This is a genomic window from Pseudotamlana agarivorans, assembly GCF_018860245.1.
GTDB classification, from domain to species: domain Bacteria; phylum Bacteroidota; class Bacteroidia; order Flavobacteriales; family Flavobacteriaceae; genus Pseudotamlana; species Pseudotamlana agarivorans_A.
This window is the reverse complement of record NZ_JAHKPD010000012.1, coordinates 308,936-327,846: the sequence shown is the minus strand read 5'-3', so window position 1 is coordinate 327,846 and position 18,911 is coordinate 308,936. Positions and strand designations below refer to the sequence as shown.

Sequence of the window (18,911 nt, the reverse complement as noted above, 5' to 3'; positions counted from 1 at the left end):
TCATAAACAATAGTGCAATCTTTAATCTATTTTTTTGGTAGTTAATACTGATTATTTCATCGCTATACCCCATTTTCATGGTTTATTATTTACCCATGAACAAACTTGATGGAGTCATGTCAAACTCGATAGGTTTCTTGACATGGCTTAGTTAGAATTCAAACAGAATGTACGCTGTTATTAATCTAATAGTGCAGATTATTATGATTAAAAATCATAATAAAAGAATGTGTGTCTGTGGTTTTAATACAAAAAAAAAGGAAACACATTATAATTTAAAATAATATGTTCCCTTTTTTATTTAATCATTTATTGTGTGATTAGAAATTAATATCCTGGATTTTGATTTCCTTTTAAGGCGGTATTAACATCCATCTCTGCCTGAGGTATAGGCAATAAGTTATGTTTTGGCGATACAAAACCACTTCCTGATAAAACTGTTGCGGCTTGACCAGTTCTTACTAAATCAAAAAAGCGTTCACCTTCCATGGCTAACTCCACACGTCTTTCATGGTATATAATATCTCTTAAAGCATCTTTAGAACTTCCATTTATAGATACTAAATTTGCTCTATTACGCACACGATTCAAATAAATTTCAGCTTCTGCAGTTTTCCCTTGCTCATTAAGTGCTTCTGATAACAATAAAAGAATATCAGCATATCTTAAAACCTTAAAATTTACTGGAGAATCGATAACGCTAGTACCTTCAGGACCTACCACATATTTTTTATTTCTGTAACCTGTAGGAGCCTGAGCTGTATAAGTAAGTCCACCAACAACATCTCCATCTCTAAAAATGGTTGCAATAAGTCTAGGATCATCTTGTAAAGTCACCGTTTTTTCATAAGCATCGACTAAATTTTGCGTTGGCGTATTAAATCCCCATCCATCAAATCCGGTACCTTGTGGACCATTTGTAGTATTAAGCGATGATCCATTTTGATCTGCAGGTGTTTCCCATGGCAATACAGAAATACCAGCCGCAAATTGAACTTCAAATAAGCTTTCCACTGAATTTTCAGCATTACCATCAAAAAGCGATCTGTAATCAGCAACCAAATCATAAACAGCGCCAGAACCTTCAGTAACTTTCTTCAAGGCCACCTCTGCTTCTTGCCATTTACCTTGATACACCAATGCTTTTCCTAATAATCCGTATGCAGCTCCACGAGAAGCCCTACCAACATTAGAAGCATCGTAAGAAGTTGCTAAAGGTAAAACACTCGCTGCTTCTTCTAAATCTTGCTCAATTTGAGCCCAAGTATCTGCTGCAGTTGCTCTAGGTACATTTTGCTCATCAATTCCCATTTGAGTAGTTATCAACGGCACACCTCCATAAGCTATAACTAAATTGTAATAATTTAATGCTCTGATAAATTTAGCCTCTCCAAGAATTCTTGATCTTAAAGTTGCGTCCATATCAATATTAGGCACATTATCAAGTGTAATATTCGCCCTTGCTATCCCAGTATAGATGGCTTGCCACCTGTGTCTTAACGCAGCATTATCAGGGAAAATATTAAAATCATTTAATAGTTGATATTGCGCTTGATCTCCTGCTCCAAATCCACCTTTAACCGCGTCGTCTGATGCTATATTTCCTGTATAAATAAAGAAATTAGCATAATACTCCCAAAATTGAAAAGGATCATATGATGCATTTATGGCTTGTATAGCGTGCTCTTGAGTTTTAAAAAACACATCAGTGGTAAATTGATCTAAGGGTTTTTTATCTAAAAAATCACTAGAACAACTCCCTAATATGAAAAGAGTTATAATGGCTACTGTATATATTATTTTTTTCATGTTTATAAAGTTTAGTTAAATAATTAAGTTTAGAATTATAAGCCTAAATTAAAACCTATTAAGAAAGTTCTTGGAATAGGATAAGCCCCTCTATCTATACCTGAATTAAGGTTATTTTGGTTAAATGCACCAATTTCTGGATCATGACCAATTTTATATTTTGTTGCCACAAAAACATTTTGGGCAGACACATATAATCTCATTTTATCAATACCCCATCTATTTGTAAGTCCTGAAGAAAGCGTATAACCTAATTGAACATTTTGTAATCTTAAATAAGACCCATCATGCACATATCTATCTGAAATTCTACTATTGTTATTACCACTTGATGCATCTGCTCTTGGAATCGTATTACTAGTTCCTGGCCCTGTCCATCTATCCAGTACCGTACTGTATTTATTATCGTTGGTGGTCATGCCTTCATTTCTTATTTGAACAACATTATAAATATCATTACCACTAACTCCTTGAAATGAGAAATTAAAATCTAGGTTTTTATATCCCAATTGCGCATTTAATCCATAATAGAAATCTGGTATTGGATTACCAATAAACGTTCTGTCCTTATCATCAATAACACCATCTTCTACGATATCTTTAAATCTTATATCCCCTGGCGCAGCTCCTGGTTGCGTAGCATGTGCAGCTACTTCAGCTGCTGTATCAAAAATACCATCTGTTACGTAGCCATAAAAAGAACCTATTGGCTGACCTACTTCTGTACGTGTTTCAAAGTTTGCATTACTATTTATAATTGTTGAACCCGAGCCCAAACTTTCTACAACATTATCTACAGTTGTAATGTTTGCGCCAATTTCCCATGTAAAATCACCTTTACCATCTCGATAACTAACTTCAGCTTCAAAACCTTTGTTTCTTACAGTACCTGCATTTACAATTGGGTTTCTTGGAGCAGATGTACCAAATTCTGAAAATCCAGAAAGTGATAAACCAGCAGTTAAAGGAATCACTTGAGCAAGTAAAATATCTTCAGTCAACTTATCGTAATAATCTACGGTAACATTTAATTTGTTTTTAAACAAACCTAAATCTATTCCTATATCTGTTTGAGAAGTTGTTTCCCATGTAATATCTGGATTTGCTATTTGTGGTAAGAAAACTCCAGGGGCAATAGATCCAGATCCCAAGACATAAGATCCGTTGGTTGACAGCACAGGAAGGTATTGAAATAAGGCTATTTCTTGGTTTCCTGATTGCCCCCAACTAGCTCTTAATTTTAAATCTGTAGAATTATTTTCTCCTCCGAAAAAGGGTTCATCTGAAATCACCCAACCTGCAGAAAATGCAGGGAAATAACCATATCTATTTCCATCTGCAAATCTAGAAGAACCATCGGCTCTTACACTAGCAGAAAATAAATAACGCTCTTTAAAGTTATAATTTACTCTTCCAAAATATGACCTCAATGCCCATTCTGATGCGCCACCTTCAGCTGAATCTCCTGCAGTTCCAGCATTTAAGTAAATTAAATCATTTACAGGGTAATTGTTTTTTCTACCTAAGTGTGTTTCTAATTTAGAAGCTTGTTGACTAAATCCAGCCAATAGGTTCAGATTATGGCTTTCATTAAAAACTTTAGAATAACCTAAGGTATGTTCTGTAAGCCATATAAGTTCATTACTATCAAATCTAGCACCGCTCGCTGTTGGATTCACACTGTTTCCATTTGCATAAGTAGGTACAAAGTTATTTGAGTTAGAATAAAGAAAATCTGCTGCTAAATTTAACCTATATTTTAGTCCGTCTATAATTTCATATTCAGCGAAAATATTACCTAAGAAACGGTATTTATTATTTTCGTTCGTACGTTGTTCAGCAATAGCTAATGCATTATTTCTAACATATCCATAAGGTGAAGGATCTGTAGAACCAGCATAACTTCCGTCAGGATTATAAATAGCATCAGTGGGGTGAGACCCAAGCGCAACACCAACAACACCTTCTGTACCTTGATCAGAGAACACGACATTTTCATTAACACGACTTACGGTCATGTTATTTCCAATTGAAACCTTATCAGATAGTTTATGCTTAGAATTAAACCTAAATGAATATCTATTGAAATCGGAATTTTTTATTATACCTTCTTGATTTAAATACCCTCCAGATAATAAAAACTGAGATTTCTCATTACCTCCAGAAACAGAGACTTGTAAATTAGTAACAGCTGCATTTCTAAAAATAGCATCCTGCCAATCTGTACCTTCACCTAATGATTCTGGGTTATTATACCTAGGATTAAGTGGTACACCTGCTGCACCAAACATTTCGTTCATTAAACCTGCATATTCTGACGCATCTAACAGATCTACTTTTTTTCTTACAGATTGCATACCAGTATAACTATCAACGTTCACTCTATACTTTCCGTTTTTACCACTTTTAGTTGTAATAAGTACAACTCCATTTGCCGATCTAGATCCATAAATAGAAGCCGATGCACCATCTTTTAAAACCTCAATAGATTCAATATCTGCTGTATTAATACTATTTAAAACATTAGAGCTTTGACCAAATTCAACACGACTCCTGTTGCTATTATCGTTAAAAACAGGCACGCCATCAATAACATATAATGGCTCACTATTTCCTGTGGTACCAACACCTCTAATTCTTACGGACATATTTCCTCCAGGTGCACCAGAATTTTGTAATACATGTACACCACCAGCTTTACCATTAATTGCTTGGTCTAATCCTGTAACTGCGATTTTCTCTATATCCTCAGATTTCACAGAAGATATCGATCCTGTAAGCTCTCTTTTTGTTTGTTGACCATAACCAACAACGATCACCTCATCTAAGTCAGATGCATCTTCATCAAGCATTATTTTGAAATTTGCTTGACCAGCTACCGGTACTTCTTTAGTTGTATATCCTAAATACGAAATTACAAGTACACCATTAGCATTCTGTAATGTTAAAGAAAAATCGCCATCAAAATCAGTTTGAGTACCATTTGAAGTCCCTTTTTCAATAATGTTAGCTCCAGGTAAAGGTATTCCAGAGTTATCTGTTACTTTTCCCGATACTTGAACACCCTGAGTTATTTCATTATAACCTACGGTACTTTCTTCAATTAAAATCGTACCATCTTCAGTAAGTGAAATTTCAAATTCACCTCTTGACAAACTCTTTTCTAACAGCTTTATGGTTTTAATTTTACCTTTTGCTAGATGTACTTTGGGGAATTTATCAAATATCCCTTTTTGATAAATAAACTTGTAATCTGTTTGTTGCTTGATAAGCGAGAAGACCTCATCGACTGTCAACACTTTATCTACATCAATTATTACTTTTGAATTTTGCGATATAACACTACTTGGTGATAGGCTAAACGCAGTGGCGAAAAACAAAAAAATAAAAGTTTTCATAATATTCATTAGCCACTTTCTTCTTACAGAGAAGTAGCTACTCTTTAGTTTAATTTTCATAAATTTGGTGGTTTTTAGTTGGTTAATTGTTATTAATCAATTATTAATAAATAAAAAGGGGATCGAGTCTTACACTTTGCACGGTTTAAACTCTTTTCCCTTTACTTTTGTTAATGTTAATTTAGTCTTACTGTTTTGTCATTTATTTCATAGTTTTTAATTATACTTAAAGTTTTTATTGTTTCTAAAATCGTTTTAAGACTTTGGTCTTTACCTAAAACACCTACAAACGTAATAGTCTCTAACTCTGAATTCTCAAATATTACATCGACATCGTACCATCTTGAAATGACCTTCATTATATCTTTCAATGACTTCCCATTGAAACTAAAAACGCCATTTTTCCAAGATATCTCACTCATCACATCAACTGTAGCTACCGTCATGTTGCCATCTATCATATTTAAGTTTGATTGTTGATTTGGTACTAAATTTTGTTTTACACCGGCAGTACCAACAGAAACTTTACCTTCTACTAGTGTTGTATAGATATTGGTTTCATCTTTATAGGCTTTGATATTGAACTCTGTTCCATAAACCTCTACTTCTTGTGCATTGTTTAATACTTTAAATGTGGTACCATTATGAAGTTCACTTGGTGATACATCAAAATAAGCTTCTCCATAGACTAACTCTACCTGTCGCGTTTCCCCTTCAACAAAACTAATTGGGTATTTCAATTGGGATTCAGAATTAAGCCAAACTTTAGTACCGTCGGCTAAAACAATAAAGAACTCACCGGCTCTTGGAATGGTTAAATAATTATAAGTAACCTCTGTTACGCTTTGTGATGTCTTATTATAGATAATTTCTTCACCATTACTATTTGCATTTTGAGTTTGAAAAGCCCCTCCTTTCTCCAACACCACAGAAGAACCATCTTCCAAAGTTAAAGTCGCTTTATTTGTCCCTGGCTCAACACTAATATTGGTATTAACTATTTCAGGAATTGCATCTACAGGTGTTTCAAAAAAATGTTCTTTAAAAATAAACCCTAAACCAAAAAACAATAGAACTACAGCTGCGTATTTTAAAACGTTATAAACCTTATACTTATAGAATACACTTGACTCCTGTTTTATCTTTTCAGACAATGCATTTTTAACGTTTTTATTATCAAATTCGTTAAAATTAACATCTAAAGCATAATTAATTTCTATATATTCACCAAATAACTTAACATTTTCTTTGGTTTTAAGCCAAACACCTAATTGATCTAACTCCTCTTCGTTAGCACTGCTAATCAAGAACTTAACAATTATATTTTCAATTTCTTTATTCATAATAATTCACGCGTCTTATATAATAACGTATGCCCTTTTAAATACCCCACGCTTTCTCATAAAAATTTTTCTATATTTACTTTCATCATTTTAATTTTTTCAACCTCTTAATACCATTGAAAGTAGAAAAGTCAGATGACATAGAATTTTTAAAAAAGCTTAAAAAAGGGAATCAAGAGGCCTACAACTACCTCGTCGATTTACACCATCATGAGCTTTGTGTTTATGCAAGAGGGCTTAGTCGCGATCCGTTTTTAGCAGAAGATATTGTTCAAAATGTATTTTTAAAACTTTGGGAACAGCGAAACAAATTAAATGGCAAGTTTTCTGTTAAAGGTTTTCTATACCGATCTGTTTATAATGAATTCATTGATCAATACCGAAAAAACACGAGGTTAACAGCTATGGAAAAACATTATAACAGCAAATTAAATGCTCTTGTTGAGGAAGAAAACGCAGCAAATACCTCAAAATTAATCGCTTTGGTAAAGAAAGAAATTCAAACCTTACCTCCTAAATGTAAAGAAGTGTTTTTATTAAGCAAACAAGAGGGCTTAACTAACGTGGAAATTGCTGATTATTTAAAAGTATCTACAAAGGCAGTTGAACGCCAAATGACTAGAGCTTTTTGTATTATTCGTGAAAAAGTTGGAGACAAAGCGTACCCTATTTTATTTTTAATATTTGGAAATCATCCATCCCATGATAAAATAGCTTAATGCAACTTGCCCTATTTTAATTTCAGATGAATTTAAGGGATCCTTGGAAATAAAAAAGAATAAGTTTTAAAAAGGCAGACCATAATCGTACAACTAAAAGGTTTAAATAAAAAAACCTCCTGAAAATCAAACGATTAACAGGAGGTTTAGTACTGAAGACGGGACTTGAACCCGTACGTCCTAATGGACATTGGATTTTAAGTCCAACGTGTCTACCAATTCCACCACTTCAGCATTCCTGAGTGTCTACCTCCCGATAGTTATCGGGATCACCACTTCAGCATTGGTATATTTTTAAGAAAGTTTCAGAGCGAAAGACGGGATTTGAACCCGCGACCCCCACCTTGGCAAGGTGATGCTCTACCCCTGAGCTACTTTCGCAGTCATTTTAATGAACGTGCAACATTGCTATTGCGGGTGCAAATTTAATACTTTTATGCAAATACCAAAGCCTTTTTTAATTTTTTTTCAATTTATTTTTAAGCTTGTTTTTTCTTAACCAACATGCGCTTAATTTCATTCAATTTCATAAGCGCTTCTACCGGCGTAAGTGTATCAATATCAGTACCTAAAATTTCCTCCTTTATGTTTTCTAATAAAGGGTCGTCTAGATTGAAAAAACTGAGCTGCATATCATCTTCTATAGATTTTACTTTATCCGTTAATTCTTCGCTAGAATGAGATTTCTCTAATTTCTTTAATATTTTATTGGCGCGGTGCAACACCTGCTGTGGCATACCGGCCATTTTAGCCACATGAATACCAAAACTATGCTCACTACCACCCTCAACAAGCTTTCTTAAGAAAAGTACATTATCTTTTAATTCCTTAACCGATACATTAAAGTTTTTTATGCGCCCGAAGGTTTCACACATTTCATTCAGTTCATGGTAATGCGTTGCGAAAAGTGTTTTTGGTTTTGCTGGATGCTCATGTAGATATTCACTAATGGCCCAAGCGATGGAAATCCCATCATAAGTACTGGTACCACGACCAATTTCATCTAGAAGCACCAAACTACGGTTAGAGATATTATTAAGAATAGAAGCCGTCTCATTCATTTCGACCATAAAGGTGGATTCGCCCATAGAAATATTATCGCTAGCCCCTACTCTGGTAAAAATTTTATCCACCAATCCTATTTTAGCTTCTTTGGCTGGCACAAAACTTCCTATTTGAGCTAACAATACAATTAAAGCGGTTTGTCGTAAAATCGCCGATTTACCAGACATGTTAGGCCCGGTAATCATAATAATCTGCTGCGATTCACGATCTAAAAATACGTTGTTCGCAATATAAGCCTCACCTATAGGTAATTGTTTTTCAATCACTGGGTGACGTCCATCTTTTATATCTAAATCATGAGATTCATCAATAGTTGGGTAAATATAATGGTTGTCTTTTGCTAATTGCGAAAATCCGCATAAACAGTCCAATTGCCCAACTAAATAAGCATTTTGCTGTACCGGCTTAATATATTGATTCATCCATATTACTAAATCTGCAAAAAGCTGCTGCTCGATGGCTTGAATACGATCTTCGGCACCTAAAATTTTGGCTTCATATTCTTTAAGTTCTTCAGAAATATAACGCTCGGCATTTACCAAGGTTTGCTTTCTAATCCATTCTTCAGGAACTTTATCTTTATGTGTGTTTCTTACCTCAATATAGTATCCAAACACATTATTAGAAGCTATTTTAAGTGAAGTAATACCTGTACGCTCACTTTCACGCTCCAGCATACTATCTAGGTAATCTTTCCCTGATTTTGACAAACCACGTAACTCATCTAATTCTGCCGAAAAGCCTACCGCAATACTATTCCCTTTCAACACATTTACAGGTGCATCTTCATTTAAGGTGGTCTTTATTTTTTCACGAAGTACATCACAACTTTGAAGTGTATCGCCAATAATTTTTAAAGAATCATTATCACAACTTGAAGCCATTTCTTTTATTGGCACAATAGCTTCTAAAGAATTTTTAAGCTGAATAACCTCTCGCGGATTTACTTTCCCTGTAGCTATTTTTGAAATTAAGCGTTCCAAATCACCTATTTGCTTGATGTGATTTTGAATTTTATGAAGCACAGATTCTTCCGCAGATAAATAACTCACCACTTCATGGCGCTGTTTTATCTTTTCAATATTCTTTAAAGGCAACGCTAACCAACGCTTAAGCAACCTTCCGCCCATAGGCGAAATGGTTTTATCAATCACATTTAATAAGGTAACGGCGTTGTTATTTGTAGAATTATAAAGCTCTAAGTTTCGAATAGTAAAACGATCCATCCACACATAATCGTCTTCTGCAATACGCGAAACCGATGTGATATGCTGCAGTTTATGATGTTGGGTTTCTCCTAAATAATGTAAAATAGACCCCGAAGCAATAATGCCTTCATATAAATCTTCAATTCCAAAACCTTTAAGCGTTTTAGTATCAAAATGTTTTATAAGTGTTTCGTAAGCATAATCGGTTTGGTATACCCAGTCTTCTAAATAGAAGGTATGAAAATCGTCGCCAAAGGTTTCATTAAACAAACTTCGTTTTTGTTTGGAGACTAAAACTTCACTAGGACTAAAATTCTGAAGCAGTTTATCAATATATTCGGCATTTCCTTGAGAGGTTAAAAACTCTCCCGTAGAAATATCTAAAAATGAAATCCCAATGTTCTTTTTATCAAAATAAACCGAACATAAAAAGTTGTTCGATTTAGACACTAAAACCTCATCGTTAAGTGCTACACCAGGCGTAACCAATTCGGTAACCCCACGTTTTACAATTGTTTTTGTTTGTTTTGGATCTTCTAACTGGTCGCAAATCGCCACTCGCTCACCGGCCTTTACCAGTTTTGGCAAATACGTGTTTAGTGAATGATGCGGAAAACCAGCCAATTCAATTTCACTCTCACTCCCTGCACCACGTTTGGTTAAAATAATCCCTAAAATACCTGCTGTTTTTACAGCATCAGACCCGAAGGTTTCATAAAAATCTCCCACCCGAAACAACAATAAAGCATCTGGATACTTTGCCTTTATTGCATTGTATTGTTTCATTAACGGCGTTTCTTTTTTGGCTTTTTTCGTCATAATGCTGTTTCCATGCTCCCAGAAAATCACCCGAGGTCATGTTGTTTTTAAGTCTTATTTTTGCGGAAATTGCAAGATTGCTAATGTAGCGTTATTTTGATTTTTTATAAAATCATGACCTTACAAGTTATTTACAATTAAAAATAGATTTCAACAAAGGTACAGGCTTGACTCTAGTAGCTCTTATCTTTTTATTAAACAGAATACCATGCGTAAATTAAAAAACAGCGAATTAGACCGATTGACTGTAGACGACTTTAAAGATGCCGAAAAAACACCCATTATAATCGTATTGGACAACATAAGAAGTCTGAACAACATTGGCTCTGTATTTAGAACAAGTGATGCTTTTTTAATTGAAAAAATTTACCTCTGCGGCATCACAGCCACTCCGCCTCATAAAGACATTCACAAAACAGCTTTAGGAAGCACCGATACGGTAGACTGGGAATACATAGAAAACACTATGGATTTGGTTGAAAAACTTAAAGCTGATGGTGTAAAAATATGCGCCATTGAACAAGCTGAAAACGCCACCATGCTAAATGATTTTGAAGTTGAAAAGAACACGACTTACGCGCTTGTTTTTGGCAATGAAGTTAAAGGTGTTTCACAAAAAGTAGTATCTGAAAGTGATGTGGTTGTTGAAATCCCGCAATTTGGCACGAAGCACTCCTTAAATATATCTGTAAGTTGTGGGGTTGTGGTTTGGGATATATTCAGTAAATTAAGGCGATAAAACCTTTATGTCATGGTACTAAAATTTATTTACGCACTTTCCTTCGGATTACTACTAACAGTTTCTCCAATACACGCTCAAGAAATCCCTATAAAGCATCTAGACATGGCCTTGGATGTCAAACTAAAACAACCAAATCAAAACATTTTAAAAGATGAAATTGATGGCGTAACCACAGAACACATTATCATTGACAGCAAGATTACCAAAAAAATCACCCCTAATAACGCCTACAAAACAGTTTATTTATTCATAAAAGGCTACGGCACTCTAACCTCCGCAGGCAAAACTTACGATATCGTACCAGAAACAATCATGCTTCCTAATAATGTTACCGACATTACTTTTAAGGCTGCAAAAAATGATGTCCTCCATTATTTAAAAATATCCGTTTTTCAAACTGAAGTAGACCTTGAAGACATCAAAACCTTTCCAAAGGAAAATATTGATAACATCTATTTCAAAAAATTCACAGATTGCGAGTCGTACACCGAACCTATTAAAAGTCCTCAAACCACTAGTCGAACCATACTTCCTAACAAATACATTCCTCGTGTTGCCATGGGAACCGTTAAAACTATTGGCCCTGACAAGGTTGGAGCACATGTTCACGGCATGCTTGAACAATTATTTTTAGGTCTTGACAACAATGAAAGTATCGTTTATGCCGATGATGCACAAGTAGATTTCCCACCATATTCATTACTTCACATCCCATTAGCTTCGAGCCACTCGGTAGAAGTAAAAGCTAACAAAGAAATGTATTATGTTTGGATGGATTTCTTTGTGGATAAAGAAGGTGAAGAATGGTTAAAAACACACAATAAAGAAGATTAAACTCCGAATTAAACAAGTGATTAAAAAAGTAAAACAACCATGGCCTACCAAAAATGTCATGGACCAGATTTACGATAAACATCTTTGGGGTGGACAAGAATTTGATTTTTATTCTGGTGATGGTTCACATAACCCTGAAATCATTACTCCTTATTTGGAGGCTGTTTCTGCATTCTTAAAGACCAAAAACAATACGCTCACGATTTGCGATTTAGGCTGTGGCGATTTTAATATTGGCAAGCAACTGCTACCCTTTTCAAAAAAATATATCGCCATAGATATTGTTGAAAAACTCATTGACAGAAACGAAAAACTTTATAAATCTGACAAGCTCGAATTTCACTGTTTAGATATCGCCAAAGACCCCTGGCCAAAAGCAGACTGCATTATTTTGCGCCAAGTTTTGCAGCATTTATCAAACAAAGAAATACTGCAGGTGCTTGAAAAGCTCAAGGCTTACCAATATATTATTCTAACGGAACACATCCCTGAAGGTGATTTCATACCGAATAAAGACATTATTTCCGGACAAGGCATCAGATTGAAACAAAATAGTGGCGTAAATCTGCTAGAAGCACCTTTCTTTTTGAAAATTAAATCTGAAATCGTATTAGCTGAACACTTCCCTGAACAACACAAGGGACGTATTGAAACGAAATTATATATGCTTTTCTAAGACTTTTGATAAAGACAAGTAGTTACCTATAAATTTTATAAGTAAATTATTAGTAGCATGTCAGCTTGATTCCCATGACGTAACCAAACTATTTTTGATATAAATTTTCAGATTATATTAGGAAGAATGTAGGTTCTCGACTCCACTCGAACACCGTTTCTAAAGTTGTTTGTTTACCGTCTTTTCGCAGTCGAGATTTTTTTCCAATGCATCGCTCTCGACTGCACTCGAGCTGACAACAGTGCCTTATTGAGTGTTCTATTTTTAAATTATGACGAAGCAATTTGCTCTAAAACCCACAAATAATCGGCGCGACTTCCAACAAAATCACGCTGTGATACATCTATAATTTTCACATTAAAATCGGTTTGCGTTTTTAAGAACTCGAGATAACCGGCGTTGATTTTCTCCAAATAATCATCCTGAATATTTTGCTCGTAATCGCGACCGCGTTTTTTAATGTTTTGCTGAAGGCGCTCGGTGTTTTGATACAAATACACATATAAATCAGGCTTTCGAAGCTCTTTATACATCAAGTAGAATAACTTACGATATAAGTTAAATTCATCTTCCGCCAAGGTGATTTTTGAAAAAATAAGCGATTTAAACACATCATAATCACTGACTATAAAATCTTTAAACAAATCGAGTTGCGATAAATCGTCTGAAATCTGCTGATAACGATCAGCTAAAAAAGACATTTCTAAAGTAAAGGCATAGCGCTGGGCATCTTCATAGAATTTAGGCAAAAACGGATTATCAGCATAACGTTCTAAAATCAGCTTAGCATTAAAGTCCTCAGAAATTTGAGTCGCTAAAGTGGTTTTCCCTGAACCAATATTCCCTTCAATAGCCAGGTAATTGTATTTTGAAAGCTCAAAACTGGTACTTGGCTTCTCTAGGCGAATCTCCAAAGCTTCCAAAGCAGAATCATCTGGACAAGTTCCCAACAATTCAGCGATTTTCTTCTTCAAAACAGGATGCTCCTCTTGAGAGGCGATATCATTTAATGGCAAGAGTACAAACTTACGCTTACTCATTTCGGGATGTGGCAACTGCAAGGTTTGGGTGTTAATAATTTCAGCTTCAGCTAAAACAATATCTAAATCTATAACACGCGCCTCATAACCACTTGTTTGTGTTCTTACACGTCCTAAATCAATTTCAATTTTCAGTAGTAATTCTAAAACTTCTTGGGGTTCTAAAACACTTTTTAAAGCCAAACAGCAGTTTAAAAAATCGTCACTCTTAAAACCAAAAGCAGGCGATTGATACACCTTTGAAATACTCAAAACACACCCAATTTGCTCATGAATGGCTTGAATAGCAGCTTGCAAATTTTTAAATTTATCGCCTTTATTGCTTCCTAAAGCAATATAATATATCATTGATTTTTGCATAAGAGAGGCAAAATAACTAAAACAATTTTTAATACTTTATATTTACAACACGTATTTATTCACAATCACTATGTCTTTAAGAGATAAACTTGCCGCTCAACGTATTTACTTGCTTTTAGGTGGGTTGTTTATAACATCGTTAGTGGTTTCAAACTTAATTTTTCAGAAGTTTTTTTATTGGCATCCTATAAATATTGAAATTTTTGGCAGCAAACTTTTTGAAATTTCTGTTGGTGTACTACCTTATCCCATCACCTTTTTAATAACCGATTTAATTAGTGAAATTTATGGTAAAAAACGTGCTAACGACGTAGTAGTCGTTGGTATTTTCGCCTCACTTTTTTCACTTTTAATTATTCATGTGTCAAGCTTAGCACCTGCAACTTCATGGTCTTACGTAGACGACACCATGTTTAATACCGTTTTTGGCAACACATCAATTGCTGTCTTTGCCAGTATGATCACCTATTTGTTCGCACAGTTTATCGACATCCAGATATATCACTTCTGGAAGCGCCTCACTTTTGGGAGATACCTCTGGCTTCGAAACAACTTTTCTACTTGGTTTTCACAATTTATAGACACGTTTACTATTGTGTTTTTACTGTGCTCTTTCGGAATTATTGACTGGGAAAACTTTAAAGGTTTAGTGGTTAGCGGATTTCTATTTAAAGTGATTATCGCTGCTTTAGACACGCCTTTTTTATACCTAGGTGTTTTTCTTTTTAGAAAACGTTTTCGCCTAAAAGTAAATCAAGAAATTGACTTACTGTAGTTTCTCCCATCTACATGATATGCGTTAATAATTAACTTTAAACAGCGTACTTACTTTTCGTAAAACCGGTAACTTTGCTCATCCTAACCCAACGTCAGACCTTTATTTATGAAGAAAATTCTAAAAATTACAGGAATCATCCTTATTACTATAATCATGGCATTAATAGCGATTCCGTTTATTTTTCAAGGCCGTATTCAAGAACTTGTAAAACAAACAATTAACAAGAACATTAATGCCAATGTAGCGTTTAACGATGTTAGCCTTAGTTTTATAAAGAATTTTCCAAAAGCAGGTATTAGCGTTACCGATTTGGTAATCACAAACTTTGAACCTTTTAAAGATGAAACTTTAGCAACTGCTAAAAGCATCTCGTTTACCATGTCGGTAAAGGAAATTTTCAAAAGTGCTAACGAGGCCATGGTAATAAACTCCATTTATGTAAACGAAGCCCTGATCACTTTAAAAACCGATAAATTCGGAAATAACAATTATGATATTGCAAAAGAATCAGAAGAGGTTAACGCTTCCGCGGAAGAACAACCTAGTAATTTTGCCTTTAGTATTAAAGATTATCAAATAAAAAATAGTGCTTTCACTTACATTGACGAACTATCAAATACTACGGCTCATATTTCTGAATTCAATCATGAAGGCCACGGCACTTTTACTTCCGAAGTTTCAGAACTAGATACTGAAACTGCATTAAATCTAAGCCTATCCATAGATAGTACCAATTATTTAAGCAACAATCCGATAAAGTTGGACGCTATCATTGGTGTAGATTTAAACAATAACAAATACACCTTTAAAGAAAATAAAGCACAAATTAACGAGCTTCCTATCCATTTTGACGGTTTTGTTCAGCGACTTGATGAAGGTCAAAACATCGATATCACTTTTGAAAATCCGGAATCCGATTTTAAAAACTTCTTAGCACTTATCCCGAAAACCTACTCTAAAAGCATTGAAAATGTAAGAACTACTGGTGATTTTATAGTAAAAGGCCTCATAAAAGGTAAACTTACCGAAACCACCATTCCAACTTTCGATGTAAGTATTGTTTCAAACAACGCCTCTTTTAAATATCTAGATTTACCAAAAAGTGTGGAGCAAATTAGTATCAACACGGTTATTAAAAACACCACAGGAAATACCGACGACACTTTTATTGATGTCAATACCTTAAATTTTAAAATTGATCAAGATGTTTTTAAAGCATCGGCCCACATAAAAAACATTACAAAAAACATGTTGGTAAACGCTAATCTTAATGGTGTTTTAAATTTAGCCAATCTCACAAAAGCGTATCCTATTGACTTGGATCACAAATTAACAGGCATCCTAAAAGCAAATATAAACACAGCTTTCGATATGAATGCCATTGAAGCCAACGCTTACGATCGTATAAAAAATAGTGGTTCGGCTAGTCTTTCCGATTTTGAAATGACTTCGGAAGATTTCCTAAAACCTATCCAAATTTCACAAGCAGATTTAACTTTTAATCCAGGTAAGGTATCCTTAAAGCAATTTAAAGCAAAAACAGGCGAAACCGATTTAAATGCTACCGGAACGATTAACAACCTATTAGGTTTTATGTTTAGTAATAAAACTTTAAAAGGTCATTTTGATTTGAATTCCTATCTTTTTAAGGTGAATGATTTTATGTCTAAAACCCAAGAAAAAACAGAACAATCTACTGAAACCACAGCGACTATCGAGGCTATAAAAATTCCATCATTTTTAGATTGCGCCATTAATGCCAAAGCAAATATGGTTGTTTACGACAATTTAAATTTAGAAGATGTTACAGGTACTCTAATTATAAAAGATGAGCAAGTTTTACTTAAAAATGTAAACTCCAGTATATTTAACGGAAAACTTGGACTGTCTGGAAACGTATCTACAAAAACAGAAATACCTAGTTTTAACATGGCTTTAGATGCCGATAGTTTTGATATCGCACAATCGTTTAAAGATCTTGAATTACTTAGAAGCTTAGCACCAATAGCGCAAATATTTCAAGGAAAACTAAACACCAATATTAACATCTCGGGAGATTTAAACAATAATTTTACGCCAAAATTAAACAGTCTTACTGGTCAAGCATTGGCTGAATTACTTTCTACTCAAATTAATAAAGATGAAAACGGATTAATAAGCAAGCTTGATAACGCTGTAGATTTTATAGATTTTGAAGATATTAATATCAATGATATAAAAACCAAACTAGAATTTGCGAATGGAAAAGTTAGTGTTTCACCTTTCGATTTAAATTATAAGGACATTGATATTACAGTTACCGGTGCACACGGTTTCGATAAAACCATTGATTACAGCGCTGTTTTTAATGTGCCTGCTAAATATTTAGGGAGCGATATAAACCGTTTGATTGGCAAAATTGACGATGCTCAAGTAGATAAAATGTCAATTCCCGTAACGGCTAACATCACAGGTAGTTATACGAGTCCGAATGTAAAAACCGATTTAACAAGTGCCGCTAAAAACTTAAGCAATCAGCTTTTAGAAATTCAGAAAGAAAAATTACTTAATCAAGGTAAAGACGAGATTAACAATCTGATTGGTGATGTTATTGGAGGAAATAAAACCAAATCAGACTCCTTAAAGCAAGACCAAAGTAAACACGTTGAAGATGTTTTAAATGGCATTATAGGTTCTAAAGAAAGTACAGATACCACCTCAAATAAGACGAATGACTCTAAAAAAGTGATTAAAAATGTGTTAGACGGTTTCTTAGGCGGAAGGAATAAAGAGCAAGACCACTCAAAATAAGCTTATGCGCTCATTTTTATAAGGATTTAGAAAAACATAAAAACTTGAAAATGGATCAAAAACCAGTCACTTTTGTTCACTTTGAAGGGTTTTTCATAACAATAAACGGATTTATTAGGTTTTTCGCTACAAAAATCATACATTAAAGGTTCGACATAATCTTAAAAAATCTACATGAGGCAATTAAAAATTACAAAACAAGTTACCAACCGCGAGTCCAAATCTTTAGACAAATACCTTCAAGACATTAGTAAAATACCGTTAATCACCGCCGAAGAGGAGGTAGAATTAGCACAAAGGATCAAAAAAGGGGATCAAAAAGCTCTAGATACACTCACAACCGCTAATTTACGTTTTGTAGTTTCTGTTTCAAAACAATATCAAAATCAGGGTTTAACTTTACCCGATTTAATCAACGAAGGCAACGCTGGCCTAGTAAAAGCGGCGAAACGGTTTGACGAAACTAGAGGTTTTAAATTCATCTCTTATGCCGTTTGGTGGATTCGACAAGCAATTCTTCAAGCTTTAGCACAACAATCTCGAATAGTTAGATTACCTTTGAACAAAATTGGTTCTATAAATAAAATTAATAAAGCTTATTCATTTTTAGAACAAACCCATGAAAGAGCGCCTAGCGCTCAAGAGATTGCTACAACACTCGACCTTACTGTAAGTGATGTAAAGCAATCTATGAAAGTTTCTGGAAGACACGTATCCATGGATGCACCGTTGAAAGAAGGCGAAACTTTTAGTTTATATGATGTGGTTAAAGGGAATGAGGGTAATGCACCCGATTCCGATTTGATTAAAGAATCATTAAACGCCGAAGTTAATCGTGCTTTAGAGACGCTTTCAGATAAAGAAGCTCAGGTTATTAGATACTATTATGGTATTAGTGTCAAGCAACCTAAAAGCCTCGAAGAAATTGGCGATGCTTTTGGTATAACAAGAGAACGCGTAAGACAAATAAAAGAGCGCGGCATTCGCAGATTGCGACACGCCTCAAAATGTAGAGTACTAAGAACTTATTTAGGGTAAAACTTAAATATTAAAATTATAATTTATTAAATACGAGTCATGTTAAAAATCATTGTAAAAGACGGCGAAAACATAGAGCGTGCCTTAAAACGCTACAAAAGAAAACACAGAAATATTAAAGTAATGCAAAACTTAAGAGACGGACAATTCTTTACAAAACCATCTGTAAAAAGACGTCGTCAAGTTCAAAAAGCAGCTTATATTCAAGGTTTAAGAGATCAAGAAGATATATAGACTTCACTCTCAAATTTATATTAAAACCCATTTATAATTTATTTTATAAGTGGGTTTT

Annotated in this window: 13 protein-coding genes and 2 tRNA genes; 8 read left to right on the top strand and 7 right to left on the bottom strand. The window is 34.3% G+C overall.

The genetic code is table 11. From position 1 onward, the window contains the following. Window positions 1–327: 327 nt before the first annotated feature. The 3 genes from KO493_RS07835 to KO493_RS07825 form a co-directional block, all read right to left on the bottom strand. Window positions 328–1,809 (bottom strand): RagB/SusD family nutrient uptake outer membrane protein, encoded by a 1,482-nt coding sequence (locus KO493_RS07835; RefSeq protein ID WP_216067387.1) that lies wholly within the window; start codon window positions 1,807–1,809, stop codon window positions 328–330. A 35-nt stretch (window positions 1,810–1,844) separates the two neighbouring features. Beyond that, the gene (locus tag KO493_RS07830) at window positions 1,845–5,267 is read right to left on the bottom strand and encodes a SusC/RagA family TonB-linked outer membrane protein (protein WP_216067386.1); all 3,423 of its coding nucleotides are present in this window, start codon (window positions 5,265–5,267) and stop codon (window positions 1,845–1,847) included. 116 nt (window positions 5,268–5,383) lie between these two features. Beyond that, entirely contained in the window at window positions 5,384–6,550 is a 1,167-nt protein-coding gene (locus KO493_RS07825; RefSeq protein ID WP_216067385.1) for a FecR family protein, read from the bottom strand. A 116-nt stretch (window positions 6,551–6,666) separates the two neighbouring features. Between KO493_RS07825 and KO493_RS07820 the strand changes: the two genes are divergently transcribed. After that, window positions 6,667–7,269, top strand: a complete 603-nt coding sequence (locus tag KO493_RS07820; RefSeq protein WP_216067384.1) for an RNA polymerase sigma factor — start codon at window positions 6,667–6,669, stop codon at window positions 7,267–7,269. Window positions 7,270–7,419: 150 nt separating this feature from the next. On the opposite strand, the gene KO493_RS07815 is transcribed toward KO493_RS07820, so the two are convergent. From KO493_RS07815 to mutS, 3 genes are all read right to left on the bottom strand, one after another. Further along, window positions 7,420–7,503: transfer RNA gene (locus tag KO493_RS07815), tRNA-Leu, on the bottom strand. 75 nt (window positions 7,504–7,578) lie between these two features. Beyond that, window positions 7,579–7,650: transfer RNA gene (locus KO493_RS07810), tRNA-Gly, on the bottom strand. Window positions 7,651–7,748: 98 nt separating this feature from the next. Continuing rightward, window positions 7,749–10,361 (bottom strand): DNA mismatch repair protein MutS, encoded by a 2,613-nt coding sequence (gene mutS, locus KO493_RS07805; RefSeq protein WP_216067383.1) that lies wholly within the window; start codon window positions 10,359–10,361, stop codon window positions 7,749–7,751. A gap of 208 nt (window positions 10,362–10,569) precedes the next feature. Between mutS and KO493_RS07800 the strand changes: the two genes are divergently transcribed. The 3 genes from KO493_RS07800 to KO493_RS07790 are packed head-to-tail and all read left to right on the top strand — an operon-like array spanning window position 10,570 to window position 12,613. Further along, window positions 10,570–11,100 (top strand): TrmH family RNA methyltransferase, encoded by a 531-nt coding sequence (locus KO493_RS07800; RefSeq protein ID WP_216067382.1) that lies wholly within the window; start codon window positions 10,570–10,572, stop codon window positions 11,098–11,100. Window positions 11,101–11,112: 12 nt separating this feature from the next. Continuing rightward, window positions 11,113–11,937, top strand: a complete 825-nt coding sequence (locus KO493_RS07795) for a hypothetical protein (RefSeq protein WP_216067381.1) — start codon at window positions 11,113–11,115, stop codon at window positions 11,935–11,937. Between the two features lie 16 nt (window positions 11,938–11,953). After that, window positions 11,954–12,613 carry a class I SAM-dependent methyltransferase gene (locus KO493_RS07790; RefSeq protein WP_354667426.1) on the top strand — a complete coding sequence of 220 codons (660 nt, stop codon included), beginning with the start codon at window positions 11,954–11,956 and terminating at the stop codon, window positions 12,611–12,613. 269 nt (window positions 12,614–12,882) lie between these two features. Here KO493_RS07790 and folK read toward each other — a convergent pair whose 3' ends face one another. Next, window positions 12,883–14,001, bottom strand: coding sequence for a 2-amino-4-hydroxy-6-hydroxymethyldihydropteridine diphosphokinase (gene folK / locus KO493_RS07785; protein ID WP_252723181.1), 1,119 nt, complete (start codon window positions 13,999–14,001; stop codon window positions 12,883–12,885). An 82-nt stretch (window positions 14,002–14,083) separates the two neighbouring features. Here folK and KO493_RS07780 point away from each other — a divergent pair, with 82 nt between their 5' ends. The 4 genes from KO493_RS07780 to rpsU all read left to right on the top strand — a co-directional run bounded on the left by KO493_RS07780 (window position 14,084) and on the right by rpsU (window position 18,853). After that, window positions 14,084–14,788 (top strand): queuosine precursor transporter, encoded by a 705-nt coding sequence (locus tag KO493_RS07780; RefSeq protein WP_216067379.1) that lies wholly within the window; start codon window positions 14,084–14,086, stop codon window positions 14,786–14,788. A gap of 108 nt (window positions 14,789–14,896) precedes the next feature. Then, the gene (locus tag KO493_RS07775) at window positions 14,897–17,581 is read left to right on the top strand and encodes an AsmA-like C-terminal region-containing protein (protein WP_216067378.1); all 2,685 of its coding nucleotides are present in this window, start codon (window positions 14,897–14,899) and stop codon (window positions 17,579–17,581) included. A gap of 174 nt (window positions 17,582–17,755) precedes the next feature. Further along, a complete protein-coding gene (locus tag KO493_RS07770; protein ID WP_216067377.1) occupies window positions 17,756–18,619 on the top strand; it encodes a sigma-70 family RNA polymerase sigma factor in 864 nt (287 codons plus the stop codon). 39 nt (window positions 18,620–18,658) lie between these two features. Further along, a complete protein-coding gene (rpsU, locus tag KO493_RS07765; protein ID WP_216067376.1) occupies window positions 18,659–18,853 on the top strand; it encodes a 30S ribosomal protein S21 in 195 nt (64 codons plus the stop codon). The last annotated feature ends 58 nt before the right edge of the window (window positions 18,854–18,911 follow it).